This window comes from Streptomyces sp. NPDC047049 (assembly GCF_040643995.1).
GTDB lineage: Bacteria > Actinomycetota > Actinomycetes > Streptomycetales > Streptomycetaceae > Streptomyces > Streptomyces mooreae.
The window spans coordinates 112,603-129,189 of the sequence record NZ_JBEYVM010000019.1; the positions used below are offsets into that span (position 1 = coordinate 112,603).

General features: G+C 68.6%; 15 protein-coding genes. 3 read left to right on the forward strand and 12 right to left on the reverse strand.

The genetic code is table 11. The annotated features are described in order from the left end of the window. Nucleotides 1-3 precede the first annotated feature (3 nt). The 6 genes from ABZ851_RS30490 to ABZ851_RS30515 form a co-directional block, all read right to left on the reverse strand. The gene (locus ABZ851_RS30490; RefSeq protein ID WP_361134273.1) at nt 4-2,601 is read right to left on the reverse strand and encodes an ATP-binding protein; all 2,598 of its coding nucleotides are present in this window, start codon (nt 2,599-2,601) and stop codon (nt 4-6) included. Next, the gene (locus ABZ851_RS30495; protein ID WP_361134276.1) at nt 2,598-3,422 is read right to left on the reverse strand and encodes a cell division protein FtsK; all 825 of its coding nucleotides are present in this window, start codon (nt 3,420-3,422) and stop codon (nt 2,598-2,600) included. Before ABZ851_RS30495 ends, ABZ851_RS30490 begins: the two co-directional genes overlap by 4 nt. 1 nt (nt 3,423) lies before the next feature. Further along, complete coding sequence (locus tag ABZ851_RS30500; protein ID WP_361134279.1) at nt 3,424-3,993, reverse strand: hypothetical protein; 570 nt, start codon at nt 3,991-3,993, stop codon at nt 3,424-3,426. 12 nt (nt 3,994-4,005) lie between these two features. After that, a complete protein-coding gene (locus tag ABZ851_RS30505; protein ID WP_361134282.1) occupies nt 4,006-4,233 on the reverse strand; it encodes a hypothetical protein in 228 nt (75 codons plus the stop codon). 84 nt (nt 4,234-4,317) lie between these two features. Beyond that, on the reverse strand, nt 4,318-5,343 hold the full coding sequence (locus ABZ851_RS30510) for a conjugal transfer protein (protein WP_361134285.1): 1,026 nt from the start codon (nt 5,341-5,343) through the stop codon (nt 4,318-4,320). A 218-nt stretch (nt 5,344-5,561) separates the two neighbouring features. Further along, nucleotides 5,562-7,637, reverse strand: a complete 2,076-nt coding sequence (locus ABZ851_RS30515) for a pRL2-11 (RefSeq protein ID WP_361134288.1) — start codon at nt 7,635-7,637, stop codon at nt 5,562-5,564. Nucleotides 7,638-8,043: 406 nt separating this feature from the next. Here ABZ851_RS30515 and ABZ851_RS30520 point away from each other — a divergent pair, with 406 nt between their 5' ends. After that, nucleotides 8,044-8,355: a hypothetical protein gene (locus tag ABZ851_RS30520; protein ID WP_361134291.1), complete on the forward strand. Its 312-nt coding sequence runs from the start codon at nt 8,044-8,046 to the stop codon at nt 8,353-8,355. 45 nt (nt 8,356-8,400) lie between these two features. On the opposite strand, the gene ABZ851_RS30525 is transcribed toward ABZ851_RS30520, so the two are convergent. Continuing rightward, nucleotides 8,401-9,597, reverse strand: coding sequence for a DUF2637 domain-containing protein (locus ABZ851_RS30525; RefSeq protein ID WP_361134294.1), 1,197 nt, complete (start codon nt 9,595-9,597; stop codon nt 8,401-8,403). A gap of 216 nt (nt 9,598-9,813) precedes the next feature. Between ABZ851_RS30525 and ABZ851_RS30530 the strand changes: the two genes are divergently transcribed. Both ABZ851_RS30530 and ABZ851_RS30535 read left to right on the forward strand, forming a co-directional pair. Further along, on the forward strand, nt 9,814-10,005 hold the full coding sequence (locus tag ABZ851_RS30530; RefSeq protein ID WP_361134297.1) for a hypothetical protein: 192 nt from the start codon (nt 9,814-9,816) through the stop codon (nt 10,003-10,005). An 86-nt stretch (nt 10,006-10,091) separates the two neighbouring features. Continuing rightward, nucleotides 10,092-10,976, forward strand: a complete 885-nt coding sequence (locus tag ABZ851_RS30535; protein ID WP_361134300.1) for a hypothetical protein — start codon at nt 10,092-10,094, stop codon at nt 10,974-10,976. Nucleotides 10,977-11,068: 92 nt separating this feature from the next. Here the strand turns inward: ABZ851_RS30535 and ABZ851_RS30540 are convergent, their stop codons facing one another. From ABZ851_RS30540 to ABZ851_RS30560, 5 genes are all read right to left on the reverse strand, one after another. Further along, entirely contained in the window at nt 11,069-11,245 is a 177-nt protein-coding gene (locus ABZ851_RS30540) for a hypothetical protein (protein ID WP_361134303.1), read from the reverse strand. 27 nt (nt 11,246-11,272) lie between these two features. Further along, nucleotides 11,273-11,959, reverse strand: a complete 687-nt coding sequence (locus ABZ851_RS30545) for a hypothetical protein (RefSeq protein ID WP_361134306.1) — start codon at nt 11,957-11,959, stop codon at nt 11,273-11,275. A gap of 129 nt (nt 11,960-12,088) precedes the next feature. Further along, nucleotides 12,089-14,503, reverse strand: coding sequence for a hypothetical protein (locus ABZ851_RS30550; protein ID WP_361134309.1), 2,415 nt, complete (start codon nt 14,501-14,503; stop codon nt 12,089-12,091). A gap of 357 nt (nt 14,504-14,860) precedes the next feature. Further along, nucleotides 14,861-15,376, reverse strand: coding sequence for a hypothetical protein (locus ABZ851_RS30555; RefSeq protein WP_361134312.1), 516 nt, complete (start codon nt 15,374-15,376; stop codon nt 14,861-14,863). 484 nt (nt 15,377-15,860) lie between these two features. Continuing rightward, nucleotides 15,861-16,587, reverse strand: a 727-nt coding sequence (locus ABZ851_RS30560; RefSeq protein WP_361134315.1) for a hypothetical protein, incomplete at its 5' end; no start/stop codon positions are given.

The following is a 16,587-nucleotide window of genomic DNA, read 5'->3' on the forward strand; positions in this document are numbered from 1 at the left end:
GTGTCATGCAGCAGCCTCCGATCCTGCCGTGCCGTCCTCGGCGTCGTCCTGCGGCCCCTCGCTTTCGGTGTCCAACTGCTCCTGCGCACGCGCCTTTTCGTCGGCTTCGACGTCTTCTGCCTGGTCCTTGGGGTTGGTGGACAGGGCCCGCAGCAGCTCCCAGCTGGGGGCGTCCCACTGCATCGTGGCCACGCGGTCGAACCGGTCCCGCACGATGCAGTGGCCGTGCCGGATGACACCGCGGGCGGTCTTGCCGACCCCGTGGATCAGTGCACGGCTGGCGTCGCCGACTGGCAGGCGCAGCAGCTCGGCGAGGGCGTCCTGCTGGACCTTCGTCGACTGCTCGAATCCGAAGACGGTGGTGATGGCCTCCAGCACGCCGTCCAGGCCCAGCAGCGAGTGGGGGTCCTGACTGTCGATCGCCAGACTCGTGTCCAGGGCACGGCCCATTCGGGCGACCAGGTCGAGGAACCTTCTGCCGTCATCGGTGCCCGTCAGCACGTGTACCTCCGGCACGCTGATGACCTTGGGCAGGTTGCGCAGATCAGCCCGGGATGCCGTATTCAGCGCGTAGGCGATCAAACCGCGCATCAGTGCCAGGGACACACGCTCGTTCATCGTCATGTCCGCCGGCGTCGTGCCGGCCTGCGGCATGGTCAGGCCCGGGACCTGCACGAGCCACAGGCCCTGCTCCGGCCGCAGCGGGGAGGCCCCGTCGCGCGGCCGGCCCAGCACCGGTGCGCCCAGCTGCGTGCGGGCGAGCTCGGCCAGCGCCTGGCCTGCGTCGCGGGCGAGTTCGTGCTCGTCCTGTTCGAGCAGTTCCACCACGCGCCAGGACGCCGGGTCGGCGTGCTCTCCGATGGTGTTCGCCGCGCGCAGCAGGTGCGTCTCCACGCCCTGGACGCGCATCCGTTCGGGCAGCGTGATCAGCATCTGCGAGACGACCTGAAGGGCTGCCTCACCGCGCGGCAGGACGCGAAAGAGGTCGGCCACTCCGGGGGTTTCGGTGCCGCAGGTGACGTGATGGGAGTTCAGGCCCAGATAGCGGCCGGCACGGATCAGGCCGACCTCATCGCCCTTGAACCCCAGCATCAGCGCGAACGCGCCGCGCATCGCGGCGGTGAGGGTGGCGAGCTCCATGGACGTGGTCTTGCCGCGGCCCGAGCGGCCCAGGAACGCCGTGGTGGTCGCGTCGCCCCTGGCCGATCCGGCGGTGATGTCGAACCGGACGACGCCCGGCGTGGTGCCGGTCAGCAGGCCGGCGATCGGGCCCTCGTCGTCGCCGGCCTCGGACCCGCCCCACCACATGCTCGCCGCCAGGGCGTCGGTCTCGCGGATGTGCCCGAGGTCGGCCACGCGCAACATGTCGCCGACCTGACTCTCCAGCCACATCTCCCGCTGCTCGTCGGCGGCGACGAGCACGTCGATGCTCAGGCCGGCGTAGTGAGCGATGACCGCATCGCACCGCGCCCGCAGGTCCTCCAGGGACTCGGTGGAAGCCACCAGCAGCCGGGGGTGGTCCTCCAGCAGTGTCATGCTGTCCCGCGACATCCGCTGCCGCAGGTTCTCCATGACGTTCTCGGTTTCCTCGGTCTCGGCCAGCGTCTCGCCGGCCGAACTCTCCGCGGCGCTGCGGCGCTGCTCCTTCGCCGACTGGCGCACCTTGTCGACGCTTTTGATCGCCGCGCCCTTGCGCCAGACCGACAGGCGCAGGCTCGCTTCGGGGCAGACCAGCATTTCCTCGCCGGAGGCGTGGGTGTAGCGGATCTCCGACAGGCAGCGCAGCCACTCTTGCTCGCCGGGGGTGTAGAGCTGTTCAGGGAAGGTCGGCATGGCCAGCAGGGACACCCAGGCGCTCGTCTGGCCGCGGGCGTCAAGGAGTTCGACGTGGTCGCTGTGCGGGATGGCGCGGGACTGGGTGAGCCTGACCAGTGAGGCGCCGCTGATGACTGGCAGGTTCGGCGGGGCCGGCTGGGGCCGGTAGGACTCGCGGGAGATCGCCCATGCGAGGAGTTCGGCCGGCGCGATCTTGGCCCGCCACGGGGTCGCCTCCAGCCGGCGTTCCAGGCGGCGGGCGGCGGCGTCGAGTTGGGCGAGCTCATTCTTCGGCAGGCCGGTGTGGCGCAGTCCGAGTGCGGAGGAGGCGGCGTCCTTGACGGTGGCGTTCGCCGCGGTGGACCGCTCGGCGATCTTCACACCGAGCAGGAGGTGGCGCTGGGGCAGGTCCAGTCCGTCGAGCCGGTTGGCCCACATGTCGGCGAACGCGTCGACGTCGCCGGCGCTGAACATCTCCTGCGCCTCGACTCGGTAGAGCTCGCCGTCGAGCTGGGACCACAGGATCTTGAGGTGGCACTCGTAGCCGGCCAGGGATTTGCTCATCGCCAGCGCCGCGGCGTCCTGCTCCAGGTCCTGTGCCTCCTCCGGCATCAGGTCCGTGTTCGCGCCGGAGAGCACGAACCACGCCTCGGCGCTGGTGGTGGTGACCACCAGGCCGTCGGCGACGGCGACCAGCTGCGGTGCCGGCATGAACCGTTCGGCGCCCAGACCCAGAAGCCGGCCGGCGCGCGAGACCCCCTTTGTCGACGTCTTCTTCGTGCTCATCGGTACTCCTTGGGGACGGTGCCGCGGGCCCAGGCGCGGGCCTGGGACTCGCTCAGGTAAAGGGCTTGGAAGCGGGTGGCGCGGCCGTCCTGCACGGCGTGCATGCGGCCGGGAATGACGGAGTAGGGCGGTACCGGCCACACCTCCGGGGCGATGCGCGCCCACAAGGTCTGGCCGGCGTAGGCCAGGACCCGGGTCGGGAAGACGTCACTGACCGCGGCATCCAGGCGCGGCGGGAGGTGGGTGCTGCCCGCGGCGATCTGCAGGCCGGCGTGGGGACCGGCGACCAGGAGCATGCCGAGAGCCTCGACGCCGGGGGCGTCCTCGAGCTGGCTCTCGGGCCGGGTCAGCGCCCAGTGCTGGCGCAGCCCGTACAGCAGGCGGTCGGTGTGCTCGATGACGAGGATCCGTCTGCGCCGCCAGTCCGCAGGGGGTACGGCGTCCTGGTGGCGCAGGCGGTCGAGCATCTCGACGAGGAGGTTGTGCACCTCGCTGATGGAGCTGTGGACCAGCACGCCGGGCAGGGAGGCTGCCCACTGGTGGGAGGGGCGGCGTTGGCCGATGTCGAGGATGTCGACGTGCGCGCCGTGGTGCAGGGCCTGGGCGGCGAGGGTGCGCAGCACTGTGGTGGTGCCGCCTCCGGCGCCGGTGGCGACCAGGATGTTGCCCGCTTCGGTCGGCAGGTAGACGGGGCGGTCGCCGTCGGCGAGTCCGAGCAGTACCTGGTGGGTGTGCTGCAGCGCGTTGACGGTGGGCGCGTCGACCAGGTGCACGCTCTGGCGCAGGGCCTCGATCGGCATGGAGGTCTGGGCGCAGGTCATGTCAGTTCTCCGGGGGGTGGGTGGGCACGCGCTTGCGGCGCAGGCGCCGGCGGGACTTGGCGACCGCGTCCGGTCCGTACAGGCGCACCCGCGGCCGGATGTGGATGGGTGCTCCGGTGGAGCGGGCCGGGTCAGGGCCGTGGCCGGCGAACAGGCTGCCGATGCCGGGGACCTGGGGCAACTGGCCGAAGCGCTCGCCCAGGCGGCGGGTCCGCTGGCGAAGGCCGAGCCGGCGTGCCGGGATGCGGCCGCGGCCGATGACGGGCTGGATGCCGCGCAGCAGGTACTGGGCGTGCACGCCCCAGACCAGGAGGTTGGTGCGCCGCCAGTACGTCAGGGACCGCTTGGCGCCGGCGTAGGTGAGCCAGCCCGGTGGGAGCAGGAAGAAGGGCACGGCCGACTGGGAGGGGAACCCGGCCAGCAGCAGCCAACCGCCCCACCACAGACCGAAGAAGACGATTCCGTGACGCAGCGTCTTGCGCGGGATGCCTTCACCGAGGTCGATGCCGAGCAGTTCGTGCTGCCTGGTCTCGATGTCCCAGTGCCGCGTGTAGGTGTTCGAAGTACGCATCGTCCGCCCCCGTCACGTCGGGAAGACGGAAGCGATCTTTGCCCCGAGGAAGGACAGGATCGTGACGGCCTGGTTGGTCTTGAAGATGCAGAACCCGGCGACGGCGGCACCTATGAGGCAGGTGACGAGCTTTCCCCACTCGGATTTGCCCCAGTGGCCGAAGGTACGCACCGCGAGCACGGCTCCGAAGACCGAGGCGACGATGCTGATGATGTAGGACGTCAGCGCGTTGTTGCCCATGGTTCTCCTACAGATCGAGATGCGGGGGTGGATGGGGGAGGCGGCCGCGGCGGTGCGGGGCCGGCGGGCACGGCGCGTGCGCGATCACTGCGACATCACCTGCCAGACCTGCCAGCGCGAGGCGTTGTTGGCGCTGACCTGCGCGAGGGTGATGCGGTAGGTCTGCTGGAGCTGGGCGCCGCCCATCTCCCAGCGGACGGTGGCGGTGCCGGTGCGGTGGGAGCCGGAGCCGGTGTGGGCCGCCCAGTTGTCGAGGGAGTGCAGCGTGACCCCCGGCCCGAGCGGCGCGATGCTGGCGCCCGGGGCTGTGGTCTGGCCCTGCGTGCCGCTCGCCCACGCCTTGAGGAAGTCGTTGACGGCGGTGCGGGTGGACGCGGTCAGGGTGATGTCGGTGTCCGGCTCCGCGGCGGCCTTCCACCGCGCGGGCTGATCCAGGCCGACCAGCGCCGGCTGCCCGGTCACCAGGACGCGGCCGCCGCTCTCGGCGACGGGAACCTCAAGGGCACGCCACGACGAGATGGCGCGGGCCTTCTTGCCGGTGCCGGTCGTGGCGGACACGCGGACGTCGACCAGGACCCGGGCCTGGTGCGGGCGGGTCTGGCTGACCTCGCCCGGGATGGTCTGCGCGACGAGTTGCGTGCCCTCGCCGTTCCAGCCGGTCTTGGTGTCTGCTCCCTGGGGCAGGTCCCGCTTGAGCTCCTTCTCGCGGGCCTGCGGATCGTCCTTCGACCACGTCAGGTAGGAGCGGGCGAAGCGGGAGGCGACCTGCTGCGCCGCGGCTTCGGGGACGTCGTCGCGGTGCGCCTGGCTCTGGGTGCCGGTTTTCGGTTCCGCGTGGGGCTGCTGTGGGGGCCAGACGATGGCCCGTAGTCCGGCGAAGGCGAGCAGGGCGATGACGAGCCACACGATTCCCAGGCCCGTCCTGCGCGCGATGACGCTTCCCGATCCCTCGTCTTCCTCCGCCCATAGGGGAGCTTTTGCCGTGGGGTATTCCGGACTGGGTTCGGGTGTGCGGGTGGTGGGTTTCTTGCTGGCCAGTGCGTCGGCGAACTCATCACCTCCCGACGGCCCTTTTCCTGGAAGGTTGAGAACCTTCCTCCACCAGGTCATGGTCGTCTCCTCGGCCGTACGCGGCCCGGTTGATTTCGTGCGGGCACAATGAATGCGGAGGCGTCCCGCAGGACGCGGGAACCTCACATCGAAACGCTAAGCCGAATGACCTGTGGATAGATTTTCGCGAGCGGGCACCCGAGCAACCCCCGCGACGCGGGCACGAAAAAAGGGAGGGGCCCGCACACAGTGCGAGCCCCTCCCCTATGGAGCCGGGGTCAGGAGAAGTCGATGCCCTCCTCAAAGGGCGTCGAATTTTCGGATTTGATCCGGTTGCGTTCCCACTTTCTTAGATCGCTTTCCCAGTAACGCAGCTGCTGGCCCTTCGTGTCGGCGCTTTCGGGGAAGTCCTGGTCCTTTTTCCGGGCCATGCGAAGCGCTTCCAGGGTCAGGTGCGGGAAGAGGGCCTCCTGGGCTTCGCGCAGAGTCAGGGGCTCCTCCTGCGAGGTGGGCAACGGCGGCTCGGCGGCGCCGGCAGTGGCGCGCGTCGGGGCGTCCGGCCCCTCCTGGGGGCCTGCCGCGGAGGCCGGCAGTGCGGTGTGAGGAGCCTGGGTCCGGGCCGGACCCAGGTCCGTCGTTATGTCTGCTATGTCCTGGGTCCCTGGGTCCTGACTGCTGGGTTTCCCCTGGTGGACGGAGTCACCTGGGTCCCTGGGTCCCTGGGTCTGGGTGACCTTCTCCAAGGTCACCCGCGGCGGACTGGAGGTGCCGGCCATGGCCCAGGCGCGAGCCTCGCCGTCGGACATGAACATCACCTGAGTCTCGTGACTCTGGCCGCCGAGGACTACCTGGGCGCGACCGATGTGCCGGGTGCTCTTGGGAGCCGGCTGGACCTCGGGCACGAGCATCCGCCACGCGTTTTGGGTGTACCGGGCGAGAATGCGGGTGGCGAAATTTTCACGCATTTCTGGGCCGCCCAGAGCGCGCGCGGTCGCCGACTGGGCAACCAGCAGCACATGCATCCGGACCGCACGCCCCATGAAAAGAATCTCGGCAAGTGCATCAACCGCCGGGGATACCTTCGGGTCGCCCTTTTCCTTGATTTTCTCCCAGTAGCGAGTCAGCTGTTTCATCGTCGCGTTGATCTCTTCCAGGAGAACCACAAGGCGCGGCCCGACCTCCGAGGGGTCGGAGTCATCCCCCAACTGCTCCGCCGCATGAATGCGACGCTGCCCCTCGGCCCCGAGACGTATCAGCGCGTCGTGAATATCCGCGATATCGCGGCAATACTCGACGTTCTTCACCCCGCGGGCCCACAGGTGGGACACCCGCTTGAAGTCCAGGATGTAACCGTGAGCGCCGTGGTGGATAAGCTGCGAAGCGATGGTGCGGAGAATGACGGACTTGCCGCCACCGGTGCCGGCCGATACGAGGACGTGCGGAGATTCGGCGTCCAAGTCGACGGACACGATTTTCTGGCCGCGCTCCAGTCCGATGAGCGGGGCTGATTCCGGGACCTTCTGGACGAGCTCCTTGACCTTCGGGTCGCTGAAGACCACCTTGGTCGGCGGCCGGTGCACCTTCTTGACCTTCACGTACGGCTCGCGGCCGTCGTACTTCCAGCTGAAGGAAACGCCCTGCAGGGCCAGCTTCTTGACGACCATCTCGGCGACCGCCTGCTCGTTGAACTGCAGGTTCACCGGGAGGTCGATACGGATCTCGGCGTCGTCGTCGTTGAAGTTCGCCGGGATGTGCAGGTACGAGCGCGGCCTGGTTGCCTCAGGTATGCCGAGCGGGTCGAGCAGAGACAGATGCAGCGGTGTGATCCACTCCCGCATCAGCTCACGCTGTCCCCGGTGGCGCACCGCCTGCACGATGCCGCCCGCCAGGACCAGCCCGCCGGCCGCTCCCCCGCCGTACTCCAACGCCTGGAGGGTCTGCTGGGGGGCGGTCCAGTACGCCCACCCTCCCCCGCCGACCGCACCGAGGCTGGTCACCCGGGCCGCGGCCCGCTGCCACCCGGGCCGGTACGCCCACACGCCGACCCGGCCCTCGACACCGTTGAGGACACGCTTCCCGCTCTTGAAGAAAGTGGCATCCGTCCGCTTGACGCCATCCATCTCCCGGCCGGACAACAGCCGGCCGATGGTCATCACGGCGGCCTCGACGTTCTCTTCGATCTTCCGGTCGAGTTCGCTCCGCGCCATCGCTCGGCCTCCTCCAGTGCGCATCGTCATGCCGGCCGCGCAGCAGCGGACAGCGATCTTGCAGCACGCTAAGCCGATTCCCCTGTGGATAGATTTCGCCGATGCAGCACGAGCAGCACCCTGCACTGCAACCCGTCGCAGCGGCATGCACGATGCAGTGCCCGGCCTTCTGCTCGGCTGCACCCACGCTGCACATGCAGTCGTGCGAAGCAGCACCGGACACTGCCGGCACCCGCTGCACCGCTGCACCAGGTGCTGCTCGCGCAGGGCCAGCCCGGTGCACCGTCCCTCTCCCGCGCTGCCCGGTGCTGCTCGGCCGGCAGCGATCCGGCCGAGCAGGCAGGTGTGCGCTGCACTGGTGCCTCTGGGGGAAGTACCGGAGTTGCGCGGCCGTCGGACCGTGCCGGGCGATGAACATGGCCTCATGCAGACGGAGAAGGCATCGGACCCCAGACCACCAGGCGCCGGCGGATGGGGCAGCGGGACATACACACTGCCCGGGACATGCACGCTATGCACGCTGCCGGAACCCGAGCCGGACTACACGGAGACGGTGAAGATCCTGCCGGCCCGGGATCCTCTTCACGCTCCTCCTGCTGACCACCTGCACGACGAGCTGCAGCAGGCACCCAAGGCTGCAGCGGCGGGTGACTGGCTCTTCCAGGTGACGCGCAGCTGCTGCTACTGCAAGTTGTTGAGCAGCGTGCGGTGCGGCAGCGACGAGTGGAACTGCGCCGGGCCGGACGGCTGCGGCGCCTACCACGGGCCGCAGGAATGCATGACCGAAGAGGGGTATCGGTTGGTGGACGGCCAGACCGCCTGGGACAGGCTCTACCCCACTGCCCCCTTCCCCACTGCCAACTAGCAGCGCTCCCTCGACCTGACCGCGGACACACCTTGTGAGGTGTGCTCACGCGGCGGCCGCGCCCTGGGCGTTAGTGCCGCTCGACTCCCCCGGGCCGTCGTCCGGCTTCGCCTTCTGCGCGATCTTCCACACCTGCCCCGAGTTCACGACCTTGCCGTGGTCCTTCAACCAGCGGGTCAGAGCTGGTGTGTCGACGCTGTCGAGGGCCTTGATGGCGTAGCGCACCGCGTCGGCCGGCTTGAGGTCGGCGACCGCCTGGGCGTGCTGGTCGTCTTCGTCCACCGGTTCCTCCGGTTCGTCGTCCTTCTCCTCCGCCCCGGCAGCGGGGTTCTCCGGCGGTGCCTCCGGCCCGCCCGCCGGCTCCGACTGCTCACCCGCGGCCGCGCCCTCACCGGGGACCGGCGCCGGCTCGGGCTCGGGCTCGGGTGCTGGCTCCGGCCGTGCGACAGGTTCGGCCCCGCTTTCCGCTATGGGCAGGGGCTCGACTTCGGCTTCCCTCACCTGTGGGGCACCCACGTCGGCCGGCGCCAGGGGCAGGAAGGCCGAGTCGATGCCGGCGGCTGCCAGACCGGCCGGCGCCGTCTGGCCGAGCGGCACTCCGAAGCGGGCCAGCCGCAACGGCATCAAGGACTCGACCGGCGCCCGGCGTCGCCAGCTCCGCCCGTAGCGCGACTTCAGCCGCGCCCGGTAGACCAACCGCTCCTGCTCCAACTTGATCACCGCGTCGTAGGACCGCAGTTCGTACAACTTCATCCGCCTCCAGAGCAGCGCAGTGCTCACCGGGGCCAGCAGCCAACGCACTGCGCGCACACCGTCCATGCGACGGTCCTCGGACAGGCCCGCGATCCGGCTGATGGCGCGCCGGGCAGCCTCGACAGCCGCCAAAAACGCAATGGGGATGGTGGCGTGCATCGACATACCCAGCGCAGACGGGTAAGCCGCCATCGCGTTGAAGACGATCGTGGCCCCCGCCAGCAGCCAGGCGGCATACCGCAGCAGCGCCAGCGTCATCCCAAGCCAGTCGAGCAGAACGTCGAGGCTGAGGAGCATCAGGACCGACACGTCCACGCCGATCGGGAACCACGGCGCGTAGGCGCCGAAGCCCTGGCGGGCCGCAAGGTCACTGACCGCGGAGTAGGACCCTGCGAAGCCGATGCCGGCGACGATGAGCGCGCCGAGGACCACCACGGTGATCAGGACACGGTGGGTGAAGGTGAGCTGGATACGACGGCCGCGGGTCAAGGCCGACTCCTTCCATCGTTGAGCAGCCGCATTCTGACCCGGATCACTTGTGGATAGATTTCGCCGACGACAGGTACCTGCTCGTGCCCAGTCGGCCCTGCTGGGGTACACCCCTCTGCGACCGCACGGGCAGCAGCGAGTTCGAAGGATGCGGTCTCGGGTCGGCGCAGGGAGATCCGGCGGAACTGCTCGGGGTGGATCCCCGACTGGCGGGCAATGCCTCGCACGGGCTGGTGGATCTTCGGCGAGTCCTCCCTGGTAAGAGGCTGCTTCGACACTTTCGAACAGCAGGTGATCGACCTGGAGCTGAAACTCCAGGACCGCGACAACGACCTCGCCGCCGCCCGCGCGGCCAACCGCGAGCTCATGGCCCAGATCAACCGCGACCCGGCACGCCAAGAGGAGTGAAAGCGCAGGTCACGCACCCATGTCGTGCCTCTTGAAGCAAAAGGACGCCTAGGCGCACTCTGGAAGGGGGCAAGGAGGTCCTGGACATGCCCGACAAGCGCCCTCGGGGACCGCAGCCGAACTGGCGGCCCAAACGCGAGACGCAGCGAGTGATCGCCGCCGTCGACGCTGTCCTAGACCTCTACGCCGACTACCTTCCGGTCACCCTCCGGCAGATCTTCTACGTCCTCACTGGTGAAGGCGTGCTCGCCAAGACGCTTCGCGACTACAAGCGGCTGGGCGAGTACGTCGGCATGGCCCGCCGCTCCGGCCGGATTCCGTGGTCGGCGATCCGGGACGACAAGCAGGTCGCCGCTGAGGCACCGCCGTCCTTCACCGGCCCCGGGCACTTCTGGCGGACCGTGGACGCGATCGCCCGCGACTACCGGGTCGACCGCCAGCACGGCCAGCTCATCCGGCTTGAGCTGTGGTCGGAGACCGAAGGTATGGTTCCCCAACTCGCCCGCATCGGCGAGCAGTTCGGCATCTCGTGCTACTCCGGAGGCGGCTTCGACGGCCTCGCCGGTAAGCACGATGCAGCCGAACGGGCCATCGCCGGCGGCAAGAAGACGTGCATTCTTCACATAGGTGACTATGACGCGAGCGGTGAATGGATCCTCACCGCGCTCGCCGAGGACGTCACCGCGTTCGCCGCGGCGGCCGCCGCCGAAGTCGAGTTCGTACGCGTCGCGGTCACCCCCGAGCAGGTTGAGCGCTACCACCTGCCGACCGCCCCGCCGAGCGTCACCGACCGGCGCTCGTTCTCCGGCTCCACCACCACCCAGGCCGAAGCGCTGACGCCTGACGTCCTGGCCGCGATCGTGCGCGAGGCGATCGAGGCCCGTCGTGACTTGGACATCCTCCGGCAGGCGATCGAACGGGAGCCAGCGGAACGGCAGGCCATCATCGACCGGCTGAACGGCCCGCGGTGACCCTTCCGTGCACCACACGTGTTGCACTGGATATGATCGCCCAGCCTGAGCTGGCGCTGCTCCTACGTGATGAGAGCAGCAGCGCAGCGGATTCAGGTCCCCTCGGGTTGGAGTTCCTCGAATTCCGGGAGGGTCAGGACCTGCCAGCTGGGCGGGCCCTCGTCCTCCTCCAGGACGACCACGCCGCCGTCGGGGAGCCGGGCTGCGTTGGCGATGCAGGCCAGCAGGTCGAACCCCGACTGCTGCAGGGCGGCATCCGTCTCTGCCACCGCGGCCGCGAACCTCTCACGGCCGCTTCACAGACCGCTCGCGTCGATCAGCCAATACTGGCCGCGGCAGACGGTGATGTTTCCGGGGTTGAAGTCGATCACGCCGGCCCGCGGGTATGGGGTGATCGAGGCGGTGCCGTCGTTGGGCACCGGCATCGCCAAGACCTCGGCGGCGCGTCCCGGCCCGGGCGCAGTCCACACGGTGGTGGGTGGGGCGTAGGCGTAGCCCTGGTCGCGGAGCCCGCGAAGGGTGCGGTGTTCGCGCCGGTTTCGGCCAGCCTCCAGCTCGATCTTGTACACGGTGGTGCGGGAGGGGGCGAGGATGACGGCGCGATGGGCGCCTTCACCGACCATGGTCCAGCCGGGCGGGTCGCCGTATGGGCTGTACTCCGGTCGCCAGTCGACCACGGCCTGGGCCTCTGCAAGCGACCCGACGACAGGGTGGAGCAGTGGGCGCCGCCGCCCCGGAAGGGGGCGCAGGCCGGGAAGGGGAATCGTCCCGCCTGGGTGGATGGCCGGCGGGGTGGGTTCGGTGACGGGATTGTCCCAGACGCGGGCGACGCTGGTGTGGCGCCACACCGCGGTCCCCGTGCGCGGTGGGAGCAGGTCCACCGTGTACGTCTCGCTGTCTCCGAGATCACCGCTGACTGTTCCGTACGCTCCCCAGTCTTCACGGGGCGCGATGCACTGGACCGTCGTTCCCGGCTGAAACACTCAACCTCCCCTCTGTGGCCGTGTGATCAGTGAGCAGGGTGCCGAGGCGGTGGCCCAGGCACCCAGGGCGATGGGACCCGGGCGTCGAACGCCACAACATCCGGCACGGGGGATCGGCAGTGGTGCCCATCACGGTGCACCGGTCGGCTCGGGGACGAGGTTGGCGTTCCGCTCGGCGATCTCGGCCATACGCTCGTCGAGACGCTCCCGCCACGGACGGGGGTCGGGACTCACCGTGGCCCGGCAGCGGTGCAGATCGCTGAGCAAGCCCGCCAGCAGGTCGTACGCCACCCGCCAGCTCGCCTCTGCCGCACGCAGCTCGGCCCGATCCCTCGCCTCTGCGGTCTCCGGCCAGGTGCGGCTCAAGACCATCCGCCGCACATGCTGCGCCTCGGCCTGAGCGGTCGACGAACCAGCCAGCGAGGCCAGGGCCTTGCGCCGGCGCTGCGCCAGCAGCACCCGTGCGCGCTCGTACTCGACATGCAGTCGCGCCACCCGTTCGCCGGCCGCGATGTCATCGCCAACCTTGCGTACGACGGTCCATGTGTCCCGCTCGACCTGTTCGGCCAGGGCGGCAACGGCGTCCCGGTCGTCGAGATCGGCGCGCATCGCAAGCACGATGTCGACGGCCTCATCGACCAGCCTTTGCGTCTGGGCGGCGAACGCGCAAAACGGGCAGGTCTTAGCCGCCTGTGGTTCCCCGCACTGCAGGCACGGCGATGCAGCGCGCTCCTCCTCCTGCTGCCGCAGCAGGTCCTTCTGCTCCTGGACGGCCCGGTCGAATTCCTCACGTTGACAGGCCGCCGCCTCGCGCCGCGCCAGCTCGTGCGCAACCTGCTGCTCAACCCGGGCCCGCAGCTCCTGCTCGTACAGCGGCCGCCGCGCCTCGGGCAGCAGCTGCGGATAGCATGCGGCGACCTCCGCCGCCACTGCACGCCGCAGGCCGCGGCGGTCCCCCACCAGGCACCCGCAGCTCTCACACGGACCACCGGTGTCCATCCGCACGCCGTCGTCGCACATCGTCGACCAGCATTCGGGGTTGTGGGGAAGTCCGCGCTGCAGAAGCCAACCGACCAGGTCCTGGATCGGTCGACTCCCCTGCCGGTCAAGCCGGCGACGCAGCCGGCACGCCAAGGCCTGCTGTGCACGCTCCTGACCGACCGCTCCCCGCAGCCGCACCAGTTCCAGGCGAACCGCAGTCGCCAGCTTCCGGCCGGTCGACACCCGCCCCAGACGGGACCACACGTACGCCAGCGGCTCCAGCGCCTCCCGCAGGTCCTCAGGCACCGACAGCGGACCTCCGAAGGTCGTCCGTCCTGAACTCGATCGACTGGCCTGCTGCTTGCGCTGTTCCCCGCGAAGCGGGCTGTTCCCGGTGTCGGCAGCCCCTCGCAGCTTCGAAGAATCGCCAAGCTGATCTTCGCGTGCACGCGCGCCTTCCCGGAGATCGTCGCAACCCAAGACGGCGGAGCCGGAAAAGCGGGAACTATCACCCGCACAATTCCCAGAGAGATCAGCCACAGGTGGGTGGTCGGCGTGGAGTCGTGCAGCGGAACCGTTGGCAGACGACCCATCAAAACCCTCGTTGACCTGCGGTGACGCAGATTCGGAGGCGTCTTGATCCCTGAATGCACTCTCCGACTGCCCGATCAACACGTCATCGAAGCTCTGCTGCGCCCAACCATCCCCGGCCAGCACCAGCACATCGCCGTCGCCGTCGCCGGCCGTTCCCTCCTGGCACCGAGGGCAGGCCCCCTGATCCGGCGTCGGCGGCATGGTGCCGACGCCGTTGCTCGGCTCCCTCGTCGAGGGAGCCGGAGGCGGAGTGGTCTTGCGGGCCCTCGCCCATGCCTTCGCGACCTCAGGAATCCGTAGCCGACCCCGCTCCGCCTCCTCCAACTCCGCCTTGCCCAGGCCCACCAAGCGGTCCACGACCGGCGCCGCGTCGGCCACCTCGCAGCCCAGCAACTGCGCCACCGTCGCATCCGCCCGCCGGTAGCCCTTGACGACGCGGCCCGATGCCATGCGTACTCGCCCGTTGTCACGCGCTTTCAGCACGAGCAGCACCATCGCCAGGCGGTCCGTCGCAGCATCAGGTCCTTGACGATCCGCCATGAACCCCGCTGGAGTCTCCGGCTTATCCACCGGGGCCCAACCCGGACATGACACGGCCTCACACAGCCGAAGCAGCGTCGCCAGATCACGCACGTTCAACAGAGCCAGCGGGTGAACTCCTCCTGCCTCCCGAGCTTCCTTCAGCGGAATCAGGGTCAGCTCGACGCCTACGGCGTGGCCGGCTTCTCGCTTCGTGATGCTGGTGACCACGCCGGCCTGCTTCAGCGCGGGAATGACGGTGTGACCGATGTGGGAGATCGAGCAGCCGAGCCAGCCTGCCAGGTCTCGATATTTGACCTCCACGCACGACGACGTTGCCGGGGCCTTGGCCAGCAGGATCACGGCGGCCAGGCGCACCACATCTAGGGTGCCGCGCAGGCGCGGGTCGTTGAGGAGTGCGTGCACTGCCGTGAGGAGTGCGGTGCGCATCGATCGGCTGAGCTGCAGGGGCTCCCCCGCAGTCCGGAGAGCTTCGCGTTGGCCGTACGAGTTGGAACGCGTCGGGCCGAGCGTCATTGGGGATTTCGGGGCCGGCGGACGATTCACGCCACCATCAGGCACGACTGAGCCAGCCCTCTGACGGGTAGCTATGATGTGCTCCTGTCGAGGAGGTGCGAGGACAACACCCATCGCCAACCGGCACACCGCCTGGGGAGGTAGGGAGGCCGGCCGCGCGACGGTATTCAGTTAGAGATGTGGGTGGCGTTCACCTCCTCGACAGAACTGGCCCGGGATTGAGGAGTCCCGGGCCAGTGGCGCATCCGGACCGCAACACCAGAACGGTGCTCAGGCGGCAGATCGGTTCTGGGACCGGTTGGAGCGAGTTGCTGCCTTCCGGCGTGGTTCGCGCTTCGGGATGCGGGCCAGCAGTGACGGCAACTCGTCGATCCACCGCCCGATAGGCAGCCGTAGAGCTACCTGGGCATCGAGCAGAGACGGATGGTGGCCGTCGGCCTTAACGGACTCAAGTGCGGCGCGCTCACTGCGGGTGTGAGCGACCCGAACCGAGTCCTGCATGATCCAAAGCGTCGTTTCGGGCGTCGTTTTGGGGTCGGTGACAGCATCGCGAGCTGCGTGCAGCGCTGAGAGCTGCCAGGTGTCGATGTGGTGCTTTTTGGAGCGCTGGCGGGGTCGGTCCGGCCACACGAAGTTCGCGATGAGCCGGTAGACCTTGATGACGATGACGTCGGCCTCGAAGTGCTGCTCCGGCAGTACGCCGTTCTCGACAGCTCTGTAGACCCAATTGCTGTCCACACCGGCGGCGACGGCAACAGCATTTGCGCTGAGGCGACCTGACGACATCGAAGCTCCTGAAGAAGATCAATCTGACGACGCCAGCATACCCGAAACCAGCTCCTTATTTCCCTGTGAGGGGAATAGATGCGTAGGTCTGCGGGGTGCCTGGTGGAGGCGTGGGAGCGCGCGATGGTCGGTGGATGGATCGCCGCGTAGGTACTAGTAAGGGCATAGATGTCGATAGCAACATGGCTCTGAGAGAAGGTATACGTATGGATATACGTGCAGGTCAGAAGGGCTCCAAGAGATGTTTCAAATCCACGGAAGTACCTTCAACCAGGCAGGCAACGTGACTTCGAAGTGCGCATCAGAACAGCGATGGCCGGACCCACGACCTTGCCACTCGGGCGATCAGAATGCCTTTAGGCCGTTTTGCGGTTTTCCATCCAAAAGGCGAGGAAGTCGCCCCTTCGTGCCTCGGCGTGTTGCGAACATGCGAGAGGGGGGCGGCCTTCCTCAGGCCACCCCCCTCTCGCAGAGAACGCTTCGCTCACAACAGCGTTTTGGGCTCAGTCTTCGGCAACGGGCCCTCCTCTTGTAGGTCACGAAGCAGCTGCAGGACGAGCCAGCAGATAGCGTCCTTGCCCTTGCGGTTGTAGTCCGCGGCATCGAGCAACTCCAGAATGGTGTCGAAGTTGCTGATGGCCTGAGGGCTGAGACTGAGTGTGCTCTTCTTCCCCTTCGGAGCTCCCTCCAGCTCGACTTGAAACTGATCGGCCAGCTGGACCAGCTTGTCCTGGTCCAGAGGCGCGTTAAGCAGGACGGCGTCCAGGTAGTGGCCCTGTGTCAGCTCGGTGCGCCCAGTGGACTTCCGATCCGCTTGGATCCGTACCTTCAACAGCCGCCATAGCTCGGGAATCAGGTTCACGCCATGGCTGTCCCACTTACGGGAGTGGACTCTCGAGTCGAGGAAGCTATCCCAGACCTTTCGTTGCGCCGGCCCATACTCTGGTGGAGTCGATGCCTGTGTTGATCGCTTCCCCTGTGAGGCGCGAGGCTTCCGGCCTGCGCCAGACGTGGCAGTGCCACCCGGCTTCGCGTCGGCGTCGGGCTTCGTGTCCGGCTTCGCGTCGGCGTCCGGCTTCGCGTCCGTGTCCGGCTTCGCGTCGGCGTCGGGCTTCGTGTCCGGCTTCGCGTCGGCGTCCGGCTTCGCGTCCGTGTCCGGCTTCGCGTCGGCGTCGGGCTTCGTGTCCGGCTTCGCGTCGGCGTCCGGCTTC

Bases quoted from the DNA above. Each gene is read 5' to 3' on its own strand.
- ABZ851_RS30490 (WP_361134273.1), bottom strand. From the start codon at position 2,601: ATGAGCACGAAGAAGACGTCGACAAAGGGGGTCTCGCGCGCCGGCCGG.
- ABZ851_RS30495 (WP_361134276.1), bottom strand. From the start codon at position 3,422: ATGACCTGCGCCCAGACCTCCATGCCGATCGAGGCCCTGCGCCAGAGC.
- ABZ851_RS30500 (WP_361134279.1), bottom strand. From the start codon at position 3,993: ATGCGTACTTCGAACACCTACACGCGGCACTGGGACATCGAGACCAGG.
- ABZ851_RS30505 (WP_361134282.1), bottom strand. From the start codon at position 4,233: ATGGGCAACAACGCGCTGACGTCCTACATCATCAGCATCGTCGCCTCG.
- ABZ851_RS30510 (WP_361134285.1), bottom strand. From the start codon at position 5,343: ATGACCTGGTGGAGGAAGGTTCTCAACCTTCCAGGAAAAGGGCCGTCG.
- ABZ851_RS30515 (WP_361134288.1), bottom strand. From the start codon at position 7,637: ATGCCGCTGCGACGGGTTGCAGTGCAGGGTGCTGCTCGTGCTGCATCG.
- ABZ851_RS30530 (WP_361134297.1), top strand. From the start codon at position 9,814: ATGCCTCGCACGGGCTGGTGGATCTTCGGCGAGTCCTCCCTGGTAAGA.
- ABZ851_RS30535 (WP_361134300.1), top strand. From the start codon at position 10,092: ATGCCCGACAAGCGCCCTCGGGGACCGCAGCCGAACTGGCGGCCCAAA.
- ABZ851_RS30550 (WP_361134309.1), bottom strand. From the start codon at position 14,503: ATGCGCACCGCACTCCTCACGGCAGTGCACGCACTCCTCAACGACCCG.
- ABZ851_RS30555 (WP_361134312.1), bottom strand. From the start codon at position 15,376: ATGTCGTCAGGTCGCCTCAGCGCAAATGCTGTTGCCGTCGCCGCCGGT.